15 protein-coding genes are annotated in these 17,177 nt (G+C 70.1%); 6 read left to right on the top strand and 9 right to left on the bottom strand.

Going from position 1 to position 17,177, the window contains the following annotated elements:
- Positions 1-82 precede the first annotated feature (82 nt).
- The 3 genes from ACWCO2_RS03570 to ACWCO2_RS03560 all read right to left on the bottom strand — a co-directional run bounded on the left by ACWCO2_RS03570 (position 83) and on the right by ACWCO2_RS03560 (position 3,862).
- Entirely contained in the window at positions 83-1,222 is a 1,140-nt protein-coding gene (locus tag ACWCO2_RS03570) for a cystathionine gamma-synthase (protein ID WP_450126127.1), read from the bottom strand.
- Between the two features lie 105 nt (positions 1,223-1,327).
- Positions 1,328-2,392, bottom strand: a complete 1,065-nt coding sequence (locus ACWCO2_RS03565; protein ID WP_450126126.1) for a hypothetical protein — start codon at positions 2,390-2,392, stop codon at positions 1,328-1,330.
- 102 nt (positions 2,393-2,494) lie between these two features.
- The gene (locus tag ACWCO2_RS03560) at positions 2,495-3,862 is read right to left on the bottom strand and encodes a cystathionine beta-synthase (RefSeq protein ID WP_450126125.1); all 1,368 of its coding nucleotides are present in this window, start codon (positions 3,860-3,862) and stop codon (positions 2,495-2,497) included.
- Between the two features lie 239 nt (positions 3,863-4,101).
- Here ACWCO2_RS03560 and ACWCO2_RS03555 point away from each other — a divergent pair, with 239 nt between their 5' ends.
- Together ACWCO2_RS03555 and ACWCO2_RS03550 are read left to right on the top strand one after the other, a co-directional pair.
- Entirely contained in the window at positions 4,102-5,022 is a 921-nt protein-coding gene (locus ACWCO2_RS03555) for an SGNH/GDSL hydrolase family protein (protein ID WP_450126124.1), read from the top strand.
- A gap of 172 nt (positions 5,023-5,194) precedes the next feature.
- Positions 5,195-6,415: an acetyl-CoA C-acetyltransferase gene (locus ACWCO2_RS03550; RefSeq protein ID WP_450126123.1), complete on the top strand. Its 1,221-nt coding sequence runs from the start codon at positions 5,195-5,197 to the stop codon at positions 6,413-6,415.
- Positions 6,416-6,616: 201 nt separating this feature from the next.
- On the opposite strand, the gene ACWCO2_RS03545 is transcribed toward ACWCO2_RS03550, so the two are convergent.
- Positions 6,617-7,405, bottom strand: a complete 789-nt coding sequence (locus tag ACWCO2_RS03545; protein WP_450126122.1) for a Bax inhibitor-1/YccA family protein — start codon at positions 7,403-7,405, stop codon at positions 6,617-6,619.
- A gap of 422 nt (positions 7,406-7,827) precedes the next feature.
- Between ACWCO2_RS03545 and ACWCO2_RS03540 the strand changes: the two genes are divergently transcribed.
- A complete protein-coding gene (locus ACWCO2_RS03540) occupies positions 7,828-9,234 on the top strand; it encodes an MSCRAMM family protein (RefSeq protein WP_450126121.1) in 1,407 nt (468 codons plus the stop codon).
- Complete coding sequence (locus tag ACWCO2_RS03535) at positions 9,231-9,863, top strand: class F sortase (RefSeq protein ID WP_450126120.1); 633 nt, start codon at positions 9,231-9,233, stop codon at positions 9,861-9,863. The genes ACWCO2_RS03540 and ACWCO2_RS03535 overlap by 4 nt, the downstream gene beginning before the upstream one ends.
- Before the next feature lie 160 nt (positions 9,864-10,023).
- Here ACWCO2_RS03535 and yidC read toward each other — a convergent pair whose 3' ends face one another.
- The 4 genes from yidC to ACWCO2_RS03515 all read right to left on the bottom strand — a co-directional run bounded on the left by yidC (position 10,024) and on the right by ACWCO2_RS03515 (position 13,995).
- Positions 10,024-11,058 carry a membrane protein insertase YidC gene (gene yidC, locus ACWCO2_RS03530; protein ID WP_450126119.1) on the bottom strand — a complete coding sequence of 345 codons (1,035 nt, stop codon included), beginning with the start codon at positions 11,056-11,058 and terminating at the stop codon, positions 10,024-10,026.
- 267 nt (positions 11,059-11,325) lie between these two features.
- Positions 11,326-12,099 (bottom strand): hypothetical protein, encoded by a 774-nt coding sequence (locus ACWCO2_RS03525; protein WP_450126118.1) that lies wholly within the window; start codon positions 12,097-12,099, stop codon positions 11,326-11,328.
- Positions 12,100-12,565: 466 nt separating this feature from the next.
- Positions 12,566-13,144 (bottom strand): DUF4232 domain-containing protein, encoded by a 579-nt coding sequence (locus ACWCO2_RS03520; RefSeq protein ID WP_450126117.1) that lies wholly within the window; start codon positions 13,142-13,144, stop codon positions 12,566-12,568.
- Between the two features lie 296 nt (positions 13,145-13,440).
- Positions 13,441-13,995 (bottom strand): helix-turn-helix domain-containing protein, encoded by a 555-nt coding sequence (locus ACWCO2_RS03515; protein ID WP_450126116.1) that lies wholly within the window; start codon positions 13,993-13,995, stop codon positions 13,441-13,443.
- Positions 13,996-14,057: 62 nt separating this feature from the next.
- Here ACWCO2_RS03515 and ACWCO2_RS03510 point away from each other — a divergent pair, with 62 nt between their 5' ends.
- Together ACWCO2_RS03510 and ACWCO2_RS03505 are read left to right on the top strand one after the other, a co-directional pair.
- Entirely contained in the window at positions 14,058-14,957 is a 900-nt protein-coding gene (locus ACWCO2_RS03510) for an alpha/beta hydrolase (protein WP_450126115.1), read from the top strand.
- Positions 14,958-15,223: 266 nt separating this feature from the next.
- A complete protein-coding gene (locus ACWCO2_RS03505) occupies positions 15,224-15,853 on the top strand; it encodes a CPBP family intramembrane glutamic endopeptidase (RefSeq protein WP_450126114.1) in 630 nt (209 codons plus the stop codon).
- Positions 15,854-15,913: 60 nt separating this feature from the next.
- Here the strand turns inward: ACWCO2_RS03505 and ACWCO2_RS03500 are convergent, their stop codons facing one another.
- On the bottom strand, positions 15,914-16,942 hold the full coding sequence (locus ACWCO2_RS03500; protein ID WP_450126113.1) for an SIS domain-containing protein: 1,029 nt from the start codon (positions 16,940-16,942) through the stop codon (positions 15,914-15,916).
- Positions 16,943-17,177 lie beyond the last annotated feature (235 nt).

The following is a 17,177-nucleotide window of genomic DNA, read 5'->3' as shown; positions in this document are numbered from 1 at the left end:
CGGGATCCCGCAGCCAGGCGGACGCTGAGGTTCCGCCACCCGCACCGGAAAGCAAACCGAGTTCGAAGGCAGGCTCTGAAGATCAGCCCAGCGCCTGGAGGATGTCCTCGACCAGGTCGTCGGCCTCCTCGATGCCCACCGAGAGGCGGACCAGCTCGGCCGGGACCTGCAGCATCGAACCCGCGGTGCTCGCGTGCGTCATGCGGCCCGGGTGCTCGATCAGGGACTCGACGCCGCCCAGCGACTCGGCCAGCGTGAACAGCCGGGTGCGTGCGCAGACCTCCAGCGCGGCCTCCTCGCCGTCGGCGTGCAGGAACGAGACCATCCCGCCGAAGTGCCGCATCTGCTTGGCCGCGACCTCGTGGCCCGGGTGCTCCGCCAGGCCCGGGTACAGGACCTTCGCAACCTTGGGGTGACCGGCCAGCGCGGCGACGATCCGCTCCGCGTTGGCGCTGTGCCGCTCCATGCGGACCGCGAGGGTTTTGACGCCGCGCATCGTGAGGAACGCGTCGAACGGACCCGGCACCGCGCCCGCACCGTTCTGCAGGAACGCGATCTGCTCGGCGAGCTCGTCGTCGGAGGTGATCACGGCACCGCCGACCACGTCGGAGTGCCCGCCCAGGTACTTGGTCGTCGAGTGCACCACGACGTTCGCGCCGAGCTCCAGCGGCTGCTGCAGGAACGGCGAGGCGAAGGTGTTGTCCACGACCAGCTTCGTGCCGGCCTCCCGGGACACCTGCGCCAGCGCGGCGATGTCGGCGATGTTGAGCAGCGGGTTGGTGGGCGTCTCGACCCAGATCACCTTGGTGTTCGGCTGGATCGCCGCCCGCACCGCGTCCACATCGGACACCTGCGCCGGGGTGTACTCCACGCCCCAGCTGGTCAGGACCTTGTCCACCAGCCGGAACGTGCCGCCGTAGGCGTCGTCCGGGATGACCAAGTGGTCACCCGGACGCAGGGTCGCGCGCAGCACCGCGTCGGTGGCGGCCATGCCTGAGGCGAAGGCACGTCCGTGGCGACCACCTTCCAGCTCGGCCAGGCACTGCTCCAGCGCGGTGCGGGTCGGGTTGCCGGTGCGCGAGTACTCGTAACCCCCGCGCATGCCGCCGACCCCGTCCTGGGCGTAGGTCGACGTGGCGTGGATCGGCACGATCACCGAACCGGTCGTCGGATCCGCCTCCTGCCCCGCATGAATCGCGCGGGTAGCAAAGCCATCACTCATGAGGAGCAGCGTACGACCCAACGGCCCATACGCCGACTCGACCCCGAAACGCGAAGCGGCCCCCGACCAGTCCGGTCGGGGGCCGCCTCGCGTTAGCTCAGCTCGTCACCACTGGGGCGGCTGCTGGCCGCCGGGCGGCGGGAAGCCACCGGGCTGCTGGCCCGGCTGCTGGCCGGGCTGGCCGAAGCCCTGCTGCGGCTGGCTGAAGCCCTGCTGCGGCTGGCCGAACTGGCCCGGCTGGCCGAACTGGCCCGGCTGACCGGGCTGCCCCGGCTGGCCGAAGCCCTGCGGCGCACCGTAGCCAGCGGCGGCCGGAACCTGCGCGCCACCGGCGGCCCACTCGCGGGTGGCCGGCAGGAACGCCAGGACCGCGAGGGCGACGCCGAAGAGGATGCCGAAGACACCGCTGACGCCCGGGGAGATGAACATGCTGACCAGGTTGCTCAGCACGCCGGCTGCAGCCGCGCCACCGATCAGCAGCGGACCGATCGGCTTGCGCTTCAGCAGCAGGATGCCGCCGACGAGGTACACGATCGAGGCGATGACGCCGACGATCGCGAACACGTACCCCATGCCGATCGGCGCGTCGGCGCCGTACTCCGCGGCCAGGCTCGACAACGCGGCCAGGCTGATGACGGCAATGATGCCGAACAGGATGCCCAGCGAACCGAAGACGATGGCGAGGATGGCGAGGGTCTTGGCGAGGCCGGGGTTGCCCGGGCCCTGCTGGCCCGGCTGGCCGTAAGGGGCCTGACCCGGCTGGCCGTAGGCGGCCTGGGGCGGCTGGGCGCCGAAGCCCGGCTGGGCCTGCGGGGCCGGGAAGCCGCCACCGGGCGTGCCCGGCTGGGCTGGGAAACCGCCCGGCTGGCTCTGGGTGCCCGGCTGCTGGTACATGGGCTGCGGAGGCTGCATCGACGGCGGCACCATCGCGGTCGCCTCAGCTGCACCGGCCAGGCCGGGCTGCTGGTACATGGGCTGCGGGGGCTGCATCGACGGCGGCACGACCTGCGTCGAATCAGACGGCGGCTGCGTCGGCTGTCCCTGCGGCTGCACCGGTTTCACGACCTGAGTCGCGTCGCTGCCAGCCTGGTTGGGGTCCTGCGGGTCCATCCGGTTCGAGATGGGATCCGAACCCTGCTGACCGCCGTCCGGCGGCTGCGGAGAGCTCATCGGGTTGTCCTACTCCCTCGGGGCATGAAGCGAAAGCCTGCGCATTCGCCAGCACACGCTATCTGATGGATCAGCAGCGTAGTGCCATTCCGTAACAAGTCGTCATCGCCCAGCGATGAATCCGAGAACGTCCTGACGCGTGACGACTCCGGCGGGCTTTCCGTCGATCAGCACCATCGCGCCGTCGGCTCCGGCCAGCGCGGTCATCGCGGCGCTGACCTCCTCGCCTGCACCGATGGTCGGCAGCGGCTTGGACATGTGCTCCTCGATCCGGTCGGCGAGGTTCGCGCGGCCGGCGAAAAGCGCGTCCAGCAGGTCGCGCTCGTTGACCGCACCGGCGACCTCCGCGGCCATGATCGGCGGCTCCGCGCGCACGACCGGCATCTGCGAGACGCCGAACTCGCGCATGATCGCCACCGCCTCGGCGACGGTCTCGTTCGGGTGAACGTGGACCAGGTCCGGGATAGTGCCGTCCTTGCGGCGCAGCACGTCGCCGACCGAACCACCTGCGTGGTCCGGCGACAGGAAGCCGTAGGAGGCCATCCAGGAGTCGTTGAAGACCTTGGTCAGGTAGCCGCGGCCGCCGTCGGGCAGCAGCACCACGATCACGTCGTCCGGGTCCGCGGTCTCCGCGATCCGCAGCGCCGCCGCGACCGCCATCCCGCAGGAACCGCCGACCAGCAGCGCCTCCTCGCGGGCCAGCCGCCGGGTCATCTCGAACGAGTCGGCGTCGGAGACCGCGACGATCTCGTCGCAGATCTCCTGGTCGTAGGTGGTCGGCCAGAAGTCCTCGCCGACGCCCTCCACCAGGTACGGACGGCCGTTGCCGCCGGAGTAGACCGAGCCCTCCGGGTCGGCGCCGACGACGCGCACCTGCCCGCCGGAGACCTTCTTCAGGTACTGCCCGGTGCCGGAGATGGTGCCGCCGGTGCCGACGCCGGCGACGAAGTGCGTCACCTTGCCGTCGGTCTGCGCCCAGATCTCCGGGCCGGTGGAGTGCACGTGGGACTCCGGGTTGGCCGGGTTGGAGTACTGGTCCGGCTTCCAGGCGCCGTCGATCTCCTCGACCAGGCGGTCGGAGACGCTGTAGTAGGAGTCCGGGTGCTCCGGCGGAACCGCGGTCGGGCAGACCACGACCTCCGCGCCGTAGGCCTTGAGGACGTTGCGCTTGTCCTCGCTGACCTTGTCCGGGCAGACGAAGACGCAGCGGTAGCCCTTGCGCTGGGCGACCATGGCCAGGCCGACGCCGGTGTTGCCGGAGGTCGGCTCCACGATGGTCCCGCCGGGCTTGAGCTCGCCGGAGGCCTCGGCAGCCTCGATCATGCGCAGCGCAATGCGGTCCTTCACGCTGCCGCCCGGGTTCAGGTATTCGACCTTGGCCAGCACCTTTGCCCGGCCGGTTGCCACCGCGTTCAACCGCACCAAGGGGGTGTTGCCCACCAGGTCGGTGACATGCTCGACGTAGTCCACGTCCGGTCCTCAATCCTTCCGAACTGCTGTGTTGCGTCGAGCCTAATCGGCTGGTCACCGGGAAACTCACCGGACCTTCCGGGCGACACGCCGATCGGGAACGATTTCGCGTTCCCCGACGTCTTGTGGATGACGGGAGAGTTCGCCTCACGGCGGGGCGAACCCGGGTGACCATGACCCATCCCGTTCGACGCGGCCGCCCGGTGGATCCCGGAGCGGCCCGGTTCAGGGAGGGCCGCATGATCGCAGCGAAGGCACTCCGACTCGCCCTGCTGGCGGCCGGCACGGCCGGTGGGCTCTCCGGCGCCGCCTACGGGTTGCTCAACGGTCAGTCCAGGTACGCGCGGCGGATGATCGGCCCGCCGAGCAACAACCCGGTGCGCGCCGACGGCGTCCACCTGCCCGACGGCACCGGCCCGGTGCCGCGGTACGAGCTGCTCGACGTCGAGCCGCTGGAGTTCGCAGTGCTCGGTGATTCGTCCGCAGCCGGGCTGGGTGTGGACTTCCCGGCCGAGCTGCCCGGGGTGCGGCTGGCGCGCGGGCTCGCCGAAGAGCTGGACCGACCGGTCGCGCTGACCACCCGCGCCATCGTCGGCACGACCTCGCAGGAGCTGTCCGCGCAGGTCGACTCGGTGCTGGCGCGGCCTCCGCGGTTGGCGCTGATCATCGTCGGGGCCAACGACGTCACCTCGAAGCTGGCGGTCTCGGCGTGCGCCGAACTGCTGGGCGACGCGGTGCGGCGGCTGGTCGAGGCCGATGTGGCGGTGGTCGTCGGCACCTGCCCTGACCTGGGTGCGATCCGGCCCATCCCGCAGCCGCTGCGGTCGGTCGCACGGCGGTGGAGCTTGGCGCTCGGCCGTGCGCAGCGGCGGGTGGTGGAGGCGTCCGGTGGGCGCGCCGTTCCGCTGGCCGACCTGCTGTCGCCGGAGTTCCTGGCCCGGCCGAGCGAGTTCTTCAGCCCGGACCGCTTCCACCCGTCGGCGGCCGGGTACGAGGCTGCGGCGGCGATCCTGCTGCCTGCGATGTGCGCGGCGATAGGCGAGTGGAAGGGCGGGCCGATGCCTGCTGCGCCGACCCGGTCCAAGGCAGCCGAGGCCCGTCGCCCGACCAGTCGCATCGTGGCCGGTTTGAACCGCCACCTGCACCGCCGCTCGCACTGAAGCACAAGTGCCCAATCCCATACCAACCGGTCGGTCTTGCGCTTGTCCCGTGACTGCCATCACCGCCAAAATGGGGCTACCGGCCTTAAAGTGACCGACCAGTAGGTCATCCCGCGCGGCCCGCGCGGCGGATCACCTATTCGCGCCCACGACCGCGAACAAAGGAGTTCCCATGCCCGAAGCAGTCATCGTCGCCACCGCGCGATCCCCCATCGGCCGCGCCGGCAAGGGGTCGCTGAAGGACCTCCGCCCGGACGACCTCACCGCACAGGTCATCCGCGCCGCGCTGGACAAGGTTCCCGAGCTCGATCCGAACGAGATCGACGACCTGATGCTCGGCTGCGGCCTGCCCGGCGGCGAGCAGGGCTACAACATGGCGCGCGTGGTCTCGGTGCTGCTCGGCTACGACCAGCTGCCCGGCACCACCATCACCCGCTACTGCTCGTCGAGCCTGCAGACCACTCGGATGGCGCTGCACGCGATCAAGGCCGGCGAAGGCGACGTGTTCATCAGCGCCGGCGTCGAGATGGTCTCCCGGTTCGCCAAGGGCAACTCCGACAGCCTCGAGGGCACCCGGAACCCGCTGTTCGACGACGCGCAGGCCCGCACCCAGCAGACCGCCGAGCAGGGCGCGGACTCGTGGACCGACCCGCGCACCCTGGACCTGGTGCCGGACGTCTACATCCCGATGGGCCAGACCGCGGAGAACCTGGCGCGGGTCAAGGGCATCAGCCGCGACGAGATGGACGACTTCGGCGTCCGCTCGCAGAACCTGGCCGAGAAGGCGATCGCCAACGGCTTCTGGGCCCGCGAGATCACGCCGATCACCACTCCCGACGGCAAGGTCGTCGACGCCGACGACGGCCCGCGCGCGGGCGTGACCAAGGAGGGCGTGTCCGGCCTCAAGCCAGTGTTCCGCCCGGACGGCCGGATCACCGCGGCCAACTGCTGCCCGCTCAACGACGGCGCCGCCGCCCTGGTGATCATGAGCGACACCAAGGCCAAGCAGCTGGGCCTGACCCCGCTGGCGCGGATCGTGTCCACGGGCGTCTCCGGTCTGTCGCCGGAGATCATGGGCCTGGGCCCGGTGGAGGCGTCGAAGCAGGCGCTGAAGCGCGCTGGCATGGGCATCGGCGACATCGACCTGGTGGAGATCAACGAGGCGTTCGCCGCCCAGGTGATCCCCTCCTACCAGGACCTGGGCATCCCGCTGGAGAAACTGAACGTCAACGGTGGCGCGATCGCGGTCGGCCACCCGTTCGGCATGACCGGTGCCCGCATCACCACAACGCTGATCAACTCCCTCCAGTGGCACGACAAGCAGTTCGGCCTGGAGACCATGTGCGTCGGCGGCGGCCAGGGCATGGCCATGGTTCTGGAGCGCCTCAGCTGAGACTTCCGCCAGGCTAGGGCGTTCGGCCTGGTCAGGACCCGTGAGTACTTTGGGCTGCTACAGCGACCCAAAGTACTCACGGGAATCCACCAGGCCGAACGACGACCTGAGCGGAACATCGACTGGCAGTGCCCATACGCGAACGGGGCGCCGTCGTCCACTTCGGACGGCGGCGCCCCGTTCTCGTTCAGTGCTGGAGGCTCAGTCTCGCTGGAAGTACGAGAGGAGGCGGAGGATCTCCAGGTAGAGCCAGACCAGGGTGGTCATCAGGCCGAAGGCGATGTACCAGGAGAACTTGGCGTCCACGCCGCTCTTGATCGCCCTGTCGGCCGCCTCGAAGTCCAGCAGGAAGCTGAACGCCGCGATGCCGATGCACAGCAGGCTGAAGCCGATGGCCAGCATGCCACCGTCGCGCAGCCCCAGGCCGCCCGCGGTGAAGAAGCTGGCGATCAGGTTCACCAGCATCAGCACGGCGGCACCGGCGGCCGCGCCGATGATCCACTTGGTCAGCTTCGGAGTGACGCGGATGGCGCCGGTCTTGTAGACCACCAGCATGGCCGCGAAGACACCGATGGTGCCCGCGATGGCCTGCATGATGATGCCCGGGTTGCCGACCCACGCGGCGAACATGTAGCTGATCCCGCCGAGGAACACGCCCTCGACCGCCGAGTAGGCGATGACCAGCGCCGGGCTGACCTTCTTCTTGAAGATGATGACCAGCGAGATCACCAGACCGACGATCGCGGCCGGCAGCGCCAGCGCGACGGCAGACGGGCCCACCAGATAGGTCAGCGTGCCGGCGACCACCGCCAGGGCGAGGGTGATCCCGGTCTTGGTGACCACGTCGTCGATCGTCATCAGACGAGAGACCTGCGGCGCCGCCGGCGCCTCGCCGAAGGGCGAGGGGGCCTGCCCCTGGCCGTAGTTGAAGTTCGCGTAACCGCCGGTCGTCGGCAGGTTGCGGAACGCGGGGTTGCTCGTTGTGCGCAACTCATCCTCCTGGGCGTGCTTGCGCCGTCATTCGGGACAACGCTCAGGAGCGCTGATCAGTTCCCGGTTCAGTAAAGCCGACTTTACCGGCCGATCGGCAATTTCCCCATCGCCCTCGGAAACTACTCGATATCGATTTCCGCGATATCGATCACGTCGGGTCGCCAACTTTTCCGCACCGGTACAACAGGTGATCACGGACGGGTGACCGCTGCCACTCGACTCGGCTCAACGGGTGATCAGAACCCATCGCGAACGCCCGATTCTCGACACCGCGTGATCACCCGCATTCCACCGTATGACCTCTTGTTGCCACGCTCGGTGATCGGAAGTATCGCGCTGGGCACCCGCGCGATTCCTGGTCGGGGTTCAGCAGAACGAACGCGCGGCGCCGGATCACTTCCACCAGAACTGGAGCTCGCATGCGCATGTTCAAGAATTGGGTAGCGGCGGTGCTGGGCACCGCCGTGCTCACCGGGGGGAGCCTGCTGGCCGTCCCCGGAGCCGCGAGTGCCGATCCGCAGGAGGCGGTCGGCCACGAGACCCGACCCGGACAGCCGTACCGGAACAACCCGGAACCCGATCGCGACTGGCTGGGGTCCTACCTCGTCAACGGCCAGCAGGTGTGGTGCGTGCAGTTCGCGCTGACCGCGCCGGACAGCGGCGAGGAGTACCAGCCGGGCGACGAACTCAAGACCAAGTGGGGCACCGCGATCCCCGCCGACGTCGCGGCCGACATCTCCTACCTGCTGCTGCGCTACGGCAACACCCAGTCGCCCGACGAGGCCGCCGCGCTGGCGCACCTGCTGCACTCCTGGACCGCGGCGCCGCGCAGCCAGGCCGACCTGGACCCGGGCAACGACTTCACCCGGATCGCCTACGACGCCGACGACCACCTCGCCAAGCTCCCGGAGAGCACCAGGGCCAAGGTCGAGTCGTTCAAGGCCGAGGCCGGCGAGAACCGCGGCCCGTGGGAAGCGGAGCTGACCTCCCCGGAGGGTGAGCAGACCATCGGCCAGGCCGCTGAGTGGACGCTGACCGTGCAGCGCACCGACGGCAAGGGCATCGGCGGCGTGCCGGTGCAGCTCTCCCCCACCGACGTCGAGATCGAGGGCGTCGGCGACGACGGCACGGTCACCACACCGGAGGACGGCGGCCCGCTGACTCTCCAGGTGACCCCGACCGGGCCGAACCCGAAGATCACCGGGAAGCTGTCCGCCCCGGCCGAGCGGCCGTACGTGCGGCAGGCCGTCAACCAGCCCGACACCACCCAGCGCGTGGTGTCCACCGGCGGCGAGCAGGAGCTCTCCGTCGAGGCCGAGACCACCGCGGTGACCGCGCCGGGCGTGGTGAAGGTCGGCAAGACCGACTCGGAGAGCCAGGCCGGGATCGCCGGCGTCTCGCTGCGCGTGACCGCCGCCGACGGCTCCCCCGCCGTGCGCCAGGACGGGACGCCGCTGGTCGGCGAGGACGGCGAGCCCGCCGTGGTCGTCACTGGCGACGACGGCACCGCGGAGATCGCCGACCTGCGGACCCCGCAGGAGATCAAGATCGTCGAGGTCAAGCCCGCGCCGGGCTACGAGGAGGCTTTCGACGAGGCCAACCCGCCGTCGGTGACCGGCACCGTCGAGGGCGGTCAGACGCTGGAGCTGAGCCTGGTCAACAAGCCGAACACGCCGACCGTGCCGGTCCGCATCCCGGCCGGTGACCCGACGCCCGAGTCTGGCGTGCCCGCCGGACTGCTCGGCCTCGCCGGCCTGACCGCCGTGACCGTGATCGGCGGGACCGGTTTCGCGCTGCGCCGGCGGATCGGGGCGCGGAAGCAGTGACCCGGCGCCGTTCCCTGTTCCTCGTGGTGGCGGCCGCGGTGATCGCCCTGGTCGCGGCTGCCGTGCTGGTCGCCGGGAACCTGTTCACCGAACCCGCCGCCACCACCGCCGCGGACCGCCCTGCACCAGGTCAGGCGGCCGCCGCGGCTCCGCGCGATCTGCCCGTGCAGCCGGTGCACGTCCCGGCCGGACAACCGCCGGGCACCGTCCGGCTGCCGCAGGGCGGCACGGCCGATCTCGTGCGCAAGGAGATCGACCGGTCCGGCACGCTGCCGGTGCCCGACGGCGTCGACGAGGCGACCTGGTGGGGCGCCGGGCTCGACGCCCCGAAGGGCGCGACGGTGCTGGCCGGGCACGTCAACTGGAAGGGCTCGGTCGGACCGTTCGCCGAGCTGTGGGACTCCACTCCCGGCCAGCCGGTGACCGTGGTCGACGACAGCGGCAAGGAGTGGCGCTACCAGGTGTCGGAGGTCGTCACGGTGGACAAGGACGACCTGCCGTCCCGGGCCGGCGACCTGTTCGGCCAGGGCGGTGACCACCGCCTGGTCCTGGTGACCTGCGGCGGCCGCTACGTCGGCGGCGACCTCGGCTACGACGAGAACCGCATCGTCATCGCCACCCCGGCCTGAGCCGGAACGACGAGAAGGGGCCGGTGGATCACATCCACCGGCCCCTTCGCAACTCCATTCCACAGTTTCAATTGAAACTGTGATCCGCTGTGGGGGAGATTTGCAGTTTCAATTGAAACTGTGGTTATCCCGCGCGACCGACGACGGTTCCGTCACCTGGTCAGCGTCGTTTCTTGCCCTTCTTGGCCGAGGCTGCCGTCTTGCCCGGGCGGTTCTTCTTGACGTTCGGCTTGCCGCCGGGGCGTTGGCCGTTGTTGGTCTTGGCCACCGGCTTGTTGGAGGTCGCCGTGGCGGTGGCCGTCGACGCGGTCTCCTCCTCGCCGTCCTTAACGTCCTGGCGGACCGGCTTCTGACCCGGCTTCGGCCGCGGGGCGGCCTTCTTGGCCTCGATCTCCTTGGCCTTCTCCGCTTCCTGCTCGCGGTCGATCTTCTTGGTCAGGAAGTGCTGCTGGCCCAGGGTCCAGACGTTGTTGGCCAGCCAGTACAGCAGGACCGCGATCGGCAGGAACCAACCGGAGATAATCGCGCCGACCGGGGCGATGTACATCATGAACTTGGCCATCACCGCCGACTGCGGGTTGGCCATCGCCGCGTCGGTCTGCTTCTTCACCGACAGGCGCATGGTGAAGAAGGTGGCCACCGACGCGACCAGCATCAGCGGGATGCCGACGATCATCATCGAGGTGCGGTCGGTGCCGAACAGCGCGAGCTCAGCTTCGGGCTGGGTGATCCAGTTCGACAGCTTGGCGCCGAAGATGTTGGCGTTGACGAACGACTCGACGCCCGCCTGGTCGAAGACGAAGTTGCTCTGCGCGCCCGGCGTGAAGCCCCGCAAGACGTGGTAGAGGCTCAGGAAGACCGGGATCTGCAGCAGCGCGGGCAGGCAGCCGCCGAGCGGGTTCACCCCGTGCTCGGACTGCAGCTTCTGCATCTCCTGCGCCATGCGCTGGCGGTCGTTCTTGTACTTCTCGCGCAGCTTCTTGATCTGCGGCGCGAACTTCGCCATCTTGCGCCCGGCCCGGATCTGGCTGATGGCGGGCTTGAGCAGCACTACGCGCAGTGTGAAGACCAGGAAGAACACGGCGAGCGCCCAGGCGAACCCGTTGTCCTCACCGAGCACGGCGCCGAAGACCTTGTGCCAGAACCACAAGATCGCCGACACCGGGTAGAGGATGAAGGAGAAGAAGCTTTCCACTCAGTGACTCCTGGTCTTGGACCACCCTGAACGTGGCCCGCCTGTCCGGCGCTACCGGGGCGTACACAGTCAGCCGAACCGCGCAGGGTCGGCCAACCCAAGGGTGCCATGCCCGGGTGCCGCCCAACCGTTGCCCCCCAAAAGGGCGACTTATAGCACAGGGAGTCACTGGGCGGATCAAGCCAGCCCACCTGCGGTGTCCGCGATCTCAAAGACGACCCGTGAGCACTTCGAGCTCCGATGGCAGCCCGAAGTGCTCACGGGGGTTTAGCGCTTCAGAGCACGCGCGATGATCCGGCCGCCGAACAGGTAGATCAGCGCGGCGAGGCCGTAGTTGAGCACGACGCCGATCGTCGCGTCGCCGGGCTGGAACACGTCGCCGAGCCCGAACACGAAGAACTTCGCGGTCCCGTAGGTGAACGAGACGAAGCTGTTGTCCTGGTTCGCCCCGGTGACCACGAAGATGACGTGCAGCACGAAGATCAGCGCGATAAGGCCGGTGAACACGCCGATCAGGCGGCCGATGGTGTCCGCGCTGGGTCCGCTGAAGCGGGACTCGCGGTCGTCGTCGCGGTAGCGCTCCTCCCGCGGCTGCCGGTCCCGGCGGCGTTCCTGGGGCGGCTCGTCCTGGTAGCGGTCGTCGTACCGGTCGTCCTGGTGGCGGTTGTCCCGGTGCCGGTCGTCGTAGTAGTCGTCCTGGTAGCGCTCGTCGCGCCCTTGGTCGTAGTGGTCGTAGTAGGCGGCCCGGTAGCCGTCGTCGTAAGCGTCGCGGTACCGCGCCTCGTCGCGACGGCCCTCGTCGTACGGATCCGAATCGCGGGCGCCGGGGTTGCGGTCAGCGTCGGGGTGGGAAGCCGGCTCGTCGAGTCCGTCCAAGCGCTGCTGGACCCGCGTCGCCGGGTACTGGTTCGGCGGCGGTCCCTGCTGGGCGTTCAGCGGCGGCGCGCCCTGCGGCCCGACACCGGGTGGCGGACCTTGCTGACCAGCGCCGGGCGGCGGTGCTCCAGGCGGCATGCCCTGGCGAGGGGCGCTGGTCGGCATCGGTCCCGCTCCGGGAGGCCCCTGCTGAGCTGCACCGGGCGGCGGTGGGCCCTGCGGGCCTGCACCGGGCGGCGGTGGGCCCTGCGGAACAGCACCGGGCGGTGGGCCTTGTGGACCTGCACCAGGAGGTGGACCTGGCTGACCCGGACCGACCGTTCCCAGCATCCTCGTCTCCTGGGCCTGCGGCGGCTGCCCTTGCCGGGGCTGACCGGGCGGCACCTGCCCGGGAGGCGCCTGCGGCGGACGACCCGGGGGAACCGGTCCCTGCGGCGGTCCGGACGGTCCGGGGCCCGGCCGGCCGGCTGGAGGCTCTGCGCGCTCATTGGCCATGACCGCGCATTGTCTCGGGCGCGCACCTCGCGCGGAACCCCCACCCCGGAACACCGCCCGTGACGCACCCCACAATCCGCCCGAACAACCCAGCCGACCTGCGCCAACAGTCGTCCGAACTACTCGGCCAGCCGGATCAGGAGCGGACCGCCCACGGGTTCACGGCCAGCCGACCAGTGGTGCCCAGGTCGATCCCGCCGTCCGGCTCGACCAGCTGGGCCGGTTCGCCGGGCGCCGGAGCGATCTCCAGGTAGCGGCCGTCGACTGCGGGTGCCGTCGAGTCCGTCACCTCGCTGCGCCACAGAACCCGCGCGGTCACCTGGTCGCCGGGCCGCAGCGTCACCGGCTCGGGCGGCGCGTCGTAGCTGTCCGGCGAGCTGACCGGCTCCGATCCGTTGCCGACCACGACGTCCAACGGCCGCCGGTCGGCGTCCAGCACCCGGACCACCGGGAAACCGTTCACGGTGCGGTCCTCGGTGCCGCAGTTGGTCAGCACGATGCCCATCGCGCGCAGGCCCATGGCGGCGTCCACGGGACCAGCGGTGATCTCGACGCCGGATTCCGGGCAACTCGCGGCTTCACTGGTCGCAGACGGCGGTGGCGGTGGCGGCGGTGCAGGATCAGGGCCGGTGCACGCGGCGAGCACTGCGACGCCGCCGAGCACCACGCCGAGTCGGCCGAACAACGCTGGGAACCTGACGGGAACCGTTCTCACGGCTCGACTCTTCCACAGCCGCCCGCCGGAACCACCTCGAGTGCGGTTTGCGAGCGCGGTCGCGGAACCTGCAGGCATGCCTCGCAATCCGAAACTGGCGCTCGCAACGAGCGCCGCACTGCTGTTCACCGGCGTGCTGTCCGGTGCGTTGCGTTCTTCTAAGGCTGGGCGAACGTGGTGCCCACCTTCGACGCGGTCCCGCTGGACGTGCACCTCACCTACCGCACCGGCTTTCCTCCTGGTGATCGCCACTGTCCAGCTGGCCCCGCCGAGCCACCGGGGGCACGCCTTCCTGATCAATCCGCGCCGTCGCCAGGCGGTTCCGCCGCGTTGTCCGGTATGGCGATGAGGCTGAACACGTGGCGGACCCGGCCGGGGGCCGGGGCGTTGCCGGTCCGCGCGACGATCGCCGCGTCGAGCTCCTCTATCAGCTCGGTGAACTCCTCCTTGGTCAACCACACCGGGCCCTGCCGGTAGGCGACGCCGTCGGTGGCGGGGTTCGCCCCGTCGCTGCCGAGGTAGCGCTCGAAGTCCGCCATGAGCGACGCAGAGAACGCGGTGAACGCACGCCGGTGGTCTTCGAGCGCCATCGTCTCCCGCGCCGCCGGGTCCACCACCGCCTGTTCCTTGCACACCCGGTAGCTGCGCTCGACCGTGCCGCGCACCCGCTTCTCCTCCACCACTTCCAGCACACCCGCTTCCGCGAGCACCGCCACGTGTCGGTACATCGTCGCCGGGGCGACGTCGGGCAGGCGTTCGCGCAGCTGGGCGGTGGTCAGCGGATCTGTGCCGAACAACGTCTGCAGGATCCGCGCCCGGACGGGATGGAGAAGGAGGTCTGCAGTGGCCATGGACCAATGGTCTCATGCCTGATAACGTTCTCAAAGTTGAGAACAATGAGAGAGGTTGGTCCTTGCGGGACATCGAGATGACGGCCACCGCGGACGACGGACTCCCCCTGGCAGGCACGCTGACCCTGCCCGCAGGTCCCGGCCCGCACCCGGCAGTCCTGCTGCTGCACGGGTCCGGGCGGTTGGACCGCGACGCCAACGCCGGCGGGCTCCGCATGGAGCTCGGCGCACCACTGGCCACCGCGCTCGCCAAGGAGGGCATCGCGACCCTCCGCTACGACCGGCGCGGCGTCGGCGCGACACCCGGCGACTGGCGGACGACCGGATTCACCGACAACACCCGCGATGCCGCCGCCGCGCTGCGCGCCCTGGCCGGACATGCCGACGTCCGAGCAGACGCCATCGGCGTCATCGGACACAGCGAAGGTGCGGTGCACGCCATGTCCCTCGGCTCGGACCCGCTGGTCCGGGCGGTGGTGCTGCTGGCCGGGTTCGCCCGCCTCGGAGAGGACGCACTTCGCTGGCAAGGCGGGATGATCGCCCGCGATCTCCCCGCCCCCGTGCGACCGCTGCTGCGAAACCTGGGGAACCGGCACCTGAACCGGATCAAAGCGACCACCGCGAACGCGGCGCGGGTGCACGGGTTACCGGTGAACGCCCGGTGGTTCCGGGAAATGCTCGCCCACGATCCGCGCCCGGCACTGGCCGACATCGACGTCCCCGTGCTGGCGATCACTGGTGGCAAGGACATCCAGGTCGACCCGGCCGACCTGGACGAGATCGACCGGCTGGTGCTCGGCGAGGTGGAGGTCCACCGGATCCCCGACCTCACCCACCTGCTGCGCCGGGATCCCGGGCGGCCCTCGGTGTTCGCCTACCGCCGACTGCTGCGCCGCCCGGTCGACGCCGAGCTGCTGGCTCAGGTGTCCGGCTGGCTCGCCCACCGGCTCAGCGCGGCCTGACCGAACCATCACCCGCCACTTCGAAAGGGAAAGTGTTGTGACCGCTCAAAGTCCTGCCCGCCAGAAGAGCGGCATCCTCCTCTTCCTGGCCGTCACGTTCACGACCGCTTGGGCGTCCTGGGGCGTCGCGATCGCGATGGGCGGGCCTGCCATGAGCTCGCCGACCGTCATCCCCTACCTGCTCGGCGCTTTCGGCCCGATGATGGGCGCGATCGTGATCCGGCTGCGACGCGCGTTCCGGCGCCTGCCCGCACCCTGCGCACGCGGTGCGGCTGCCGCTGATAGGCCTGCTCTGGACACCACTCCTGCTGGCGCTGGCCGCCGGGACCGTGCTGGGCGCGGCGCTGCTCGCGCAGCAGCTGGGTGGTCCGGCCGTGAGCGCGACCTCGGCGCAGACCCTGATCCAGATGGCTGGCGGCCCGTTGCCGTTCGTCGCCCTCATGCTCGTCGTCGGTCCGCTGAGCGAGGAGTTCGGCTGGCGGGGCACCATGCACCCGCGGTTGCGCGGCAAGATGGGCCGTCTCCTCGCCGGACTGCTGCTGGGCGTCATCTGGTCGGTGTGGCACCTGCCGCTGTTCTTCGTCACCGGGACCGTCCAGGCCGCTTTCGGCCTGTTCACCTTGAGCAGCCTGACCTACCTGCTCAGCGTGATCCCGATGGCGATGCTGGCCGGTTACGCCTACGAACGCGCTGGTGTCCTCGGTGCGGTCGCGGTCCACTTCGGCACCAACGCGACGATGTCGCTGGTGGGTGTCAGCGAGCTGCTGCCGCAGGCGCTCATCGTGGGCGTGCAGGCCGTCGTCGTACTGTTGCTGCTGATCGTGCACCGCGACCGGAAGAAGGTCAGCGCCACGGCCGAACCGGCGCACCAGGGACCCGCCCCGGCGCTCCGGTAGGACCAGGTGGAACCCGCGTCGCTGGACCGATGTGTGCGGCGGTCCAGCGACGCGGGAGTTTCAGCGGGTTTCGGTGACCTTGCGTAGGCCAGCCGGGCTGTCCGGGTTGTAGCCGCGGGCGGTCGCCAGCTCCCACGCCAGGCGTTGCAGCGGCAGGACCTCCAGGATCGGGGACAACTCCTCCGGCACCTCCGGGATGCGCAGCCCGGCGCCAGGACCGATCCGCAGGATGTCTGCGTTCTGCGCGGCGAGTCGGGCCAGCGGTTCGGCCATCGCCGCACCGCCCGGACCAGCTCCCTGCACCGCCAGCACGGCAGTCTCCGGTCCGACCGCCGCGATCGGGCCGTGCAACAGGTCCGCACCGCTGTAAGCGCGGGTGACCAGGTAGCTGGTCTCCGCGAGCTTCAACGCGGCTTCCTGCGCGGTCGCCAGCGAATACCCGCGCGCCGTGGTGATCACCCGATCCGCGAAGCGCAGCCGGTGCGCGGCTTCGACGACCCGCTCGGCGTTGTCGTCCAGGCTGGCCTGCGCGAGCTCACCGATGCGGTCGGGCGACTCCGAAGCCACGCCGCGAACAGCGGTGAACAGCAGGTTCAGCGCGAGCAGCGTCGTCGAGTACGTCTTGGTCGCCGCGACCGCGCGCTCCCGGCCCGCACCGATGTCCAGGCTGTGCCGCGCGACAGCACCGAGGGGCGAGTCCGGCGTGTTCGTCACCGCCGCCGTGAATGCCCCGCGCCGGGCCGCCTGCTCGGTGACCTCCACGAGGTCTGGGGATCCGCCGCTCTGGCTGACCGTGATCAGCGCGACGTCGGTGAGGTCCGGTTCGGCGCCGTACAGCGTGGTGGTCGACGGCGACACCAGACCGGCGGGCAGTCCGAGCAGCACCTCCACCAGGTACTTGCCGTACAGCGCCGCGTTGTCGCTGGAGCCGCGCGCCGCGAACAGCACGAACTTCGGCCGGGCGCGGACGAGCTGCTCCGCGACCGCCTGGAACTCCCCAGCGCGGCGCGCCAGGTCGGCCAGCACCCGCGGCTGCTCGGCGATCTCCGCGGCCATCCAGGTGCCGAGCCCTGCTTCCGTCGTGGTCATGCCCGTTCCGCCTCTCCGCGAATCACAGTGGTGGTCCCGTCCGGGAGTGATCTCGCGTTTCGCCGTTTCTTGTGGCTGGTTTGCGTCACGGTCCCCTGAGGTGCCGTCGCGCAGGATCGGGCCTGACACAGAGCCACTCATGCCCGTTCCGCCTCTCCGCGAATCACAGTGGTGGTCCCGTCCGGGAGTGATCTCGCGTTTCGCCGTTTCTTGTGGCTGGTTTGCGTCACGGTCC

The organism is Saccharopolyspora sp. NPDC002376 (assembly GCF_053593195.1).
This window is presented reverse-complemented; position numbering and strand designations above follow the sequence as displayed.

Bases quoted from the DNA above. Each gene is read 5' to 3' on its own strand.
- ACWCO2_RS03570 (WP_450126127.1), bottom strand. From the start codon at position 1,222: ATGAGTGATGGCTTTGCTACCCGCGCGATTCATGCGGGGCAGGAGGCG.
- ACWCO2_RS03565 (WP_450126126.1), bottom strand. From the start codon at position 2,392: ATGAGCTCTCCGCAGCCGCCGGACGGCGGTCAGCAGGGTTCGGATCCC.
- ACWCO2_RS03555 (WP_450126124.1), top strand. From the start codon at position 4,102: ATGATCGCAGCGAAGGCACTCCGACTCGCCCTGCTGGCGGCCGGCACG.
- ACWCO2_RS03550 (WP_450126123.1), top strand. From the start codon at position 5,195: ATGCCCGAAGCAGTCATCGTCGCCACCGCGCGATCCCCCATCGGCCGC.
- ACWCO2_RS03540 (WP_450126121.1), top strand. From the start codon at position 7,828: ATGCGCATGTTCAAGAATTGGGTAGCGGCGGTGCTGGGCACCGCCGTG.
- ACWCO2_RS03525 (WP_450126118.1), bottom strand. From the start codon at position 12,099: ATGCCGACCAGCGCCCCTCGCCAGGGCATGCCGCCTGGAGCACCGCCG.
- ACWCO2_RS03515 (WP_450126116.1), bottom strand. From the start codon at position 13,995: ATGGCCACTGCAGACCTCCTTCTCCATCCCGTCCGGGCGCGGATCCTG.
- ACWCO2_RS03500 (WP_450126113.1), bottom strand. From the start codon at position 16,942: ATGACCACGACGGAAGCAGGGCTCGGCACCTGGATGGCCGCGGAGATC.